This is a genomic window from Pseudomonas protegens, from assembly GCF_003732485.1.
Classification (GTDB): domain Bacteria; phylum Pseudomonadota; class Gammaproteobacteria; order Pseudomonadales; family Pseudomonadaceae; genus Aquipseudomonas; species Aquipseudomonas protegens_B.
Window position 1 is genome coordinate 64,066 of sequence record NZ_MOAK01000061.1, and the last position, 1,555, is coordinate 65,620.

The 1,555-nt window shown below is 63.5% G+C and carries 2 protein-coding genes; both read left to right on the top strand.

The genetic code is table 11. The features are described from left to right. A partial coding sequence (locus BLX41_RS16555) for an alpha-E domain-containing protein (protein ID WP_259744960.1) occupies nucleotides 1-734 on the top strand: 734 nt, incomplete at its 5' end. Further along, nucleotides 731-1,504, top strand: a complete 774-nt coding sequence (locus BLX41_RS16560; RefSeq protein ID WP_123725766.1) for a transglutaminase family protein — start codon at nucleotides 731-733, stop codon at nucleotides 1,502-1,504. The genes BLX41_RS16555 and BLX41_RS16560, both read left to right, overlap by 4 nt. Nucleotides 1,505-1,555 lie beyond the last annotated feature (51 nt).

Consider the following 1,555-nt stretch of genomic DNA (forward strand, 5'->3'; position numbering starts at 1 on the left):
TGCAGTTCTTTGCCCTGGATGCCGCCAATCCCGCCAGTATCTACAGTTGCCTGGGTTCGGCCCGGGCCTGTGCCCATGCGGTACGTGGGCGGATCACCGCCGACATGTGGGAAAACGTCAACGCCACCTGGCTGGATATTCATCAGATTGCCCGCCAAGGTCTCAGTACCTACGGCATGAACCGCTTCTGTGAATGGATCAAGGAACGCTCCCACCTGTTTCGTGGGGCCTCCTACGGCACCATCATGCGCAACGATGCCTTCCGGTTCATCCGCTTGGGCACCTTTATCGAACGGGCCGACAACACCCTGCGCCTGCTGGACGCCCGCTACGAGATGGCTGGCGATCAGGTTGATGCGGCCAGTGACGGTACCGCCCACGCGTATTACCAATGGAGCGCCTTGCTTCGCGCCCTGTCGTCTTTCGAGGCCTATACCGAGATCTACCGCGAAGCTCCCGGTGCCCGGCATGTAGCCCAGTTGCTGCTGTTGCGTGCCGATGTGCCGCGCTCGTTGCGCGCCTGCACCGAGGAGATCGACCAGATCCTCGCCAGCCTGCCAGGGGACAACGGGCGTCCGGCCCAGCGTCTGGCGGCGGAGATGGATGCGCGTCTGCGCTATATCGGCATCGATGAAATTCTCGACGAGGGCCTGCATGCCTGGCTGACCGACTTCATTCCCCTGGTGCGCCAGTTGGGCGATGCCATTCACCATGCCTACCTGGAGGCTGCATGAGACTCTCCGTCAGCCATGAAACCGCCTATCACTACCAGGACCCGGTGCGGGCCAGCATCCAGTATCTGCGCCTGACCCCCCACGACAGCGAGCGCCAACAGGTGCTCTGTTGGCAGCTCGACCTGCCTCGGCCCGTGCGGGCGCAACGGGACCCGTTTGGCAACATCCTCCATGTACTGACCCTGGACGAGCCCCATGAGGCCGTGATCATTGGCGCCCGTGGCCAAGTGGAGATCGATGAGCGGCGTGAGGCCGAGCATGAAGGTCCGTCGGCCCTGCCGTTCCTGCGTTTCACTCGCCTGACCGAACCCGACGAGGCGTTGCGCGAATTTGCCAGCCAGCAATGCGCACGGCGCCGTGATCGCACAGGGCTTATCGACCTGATGCACGGGCTTCACCAGCACATGGCCTACACATTGGGGGCAACGGATGTGGCTACCAGTGCGGCCCAGGCTTTCGCCGGGCGCTCCGGTGTCTGTCAGGATCACACCCATGCCTTTCTGGCTTGCGCCCGCAGCCTGGGGATCCCGGCGCGCTTTGTTTCCGGCTATCTGTATAGCCATGAAAGTGTGGAGCTGACCAGCCACGCCTGGGCTGAAGCCTGGCTGGATGGCGCCTGGTACAGCTTCGACGTGACACACCAACTGGTTCGGCCCGAGCGCCACCTGAAGCTGGCGGTGGGCCTGGACTATCTGGATGCCTGCCCGGTACGGGGCATGCGTCGGGGCGGTGCCGGCGAGCAGATGCATGCCAGGCTCCTGCAGCAATAGTCACTCCTGCAGGAGTCGGCTCGCCGGTGAAAGGGACTCAAGGAGTCTGCT

Coding starts and splice junctions, on each gene's coding strand:
- BLX41_RS16560 (WP_123725766.1), top strand. CDS start 731: ATGAGACTCTCCGTCAGCCATGAAACCGCCTATCACTACCAGGACCCG.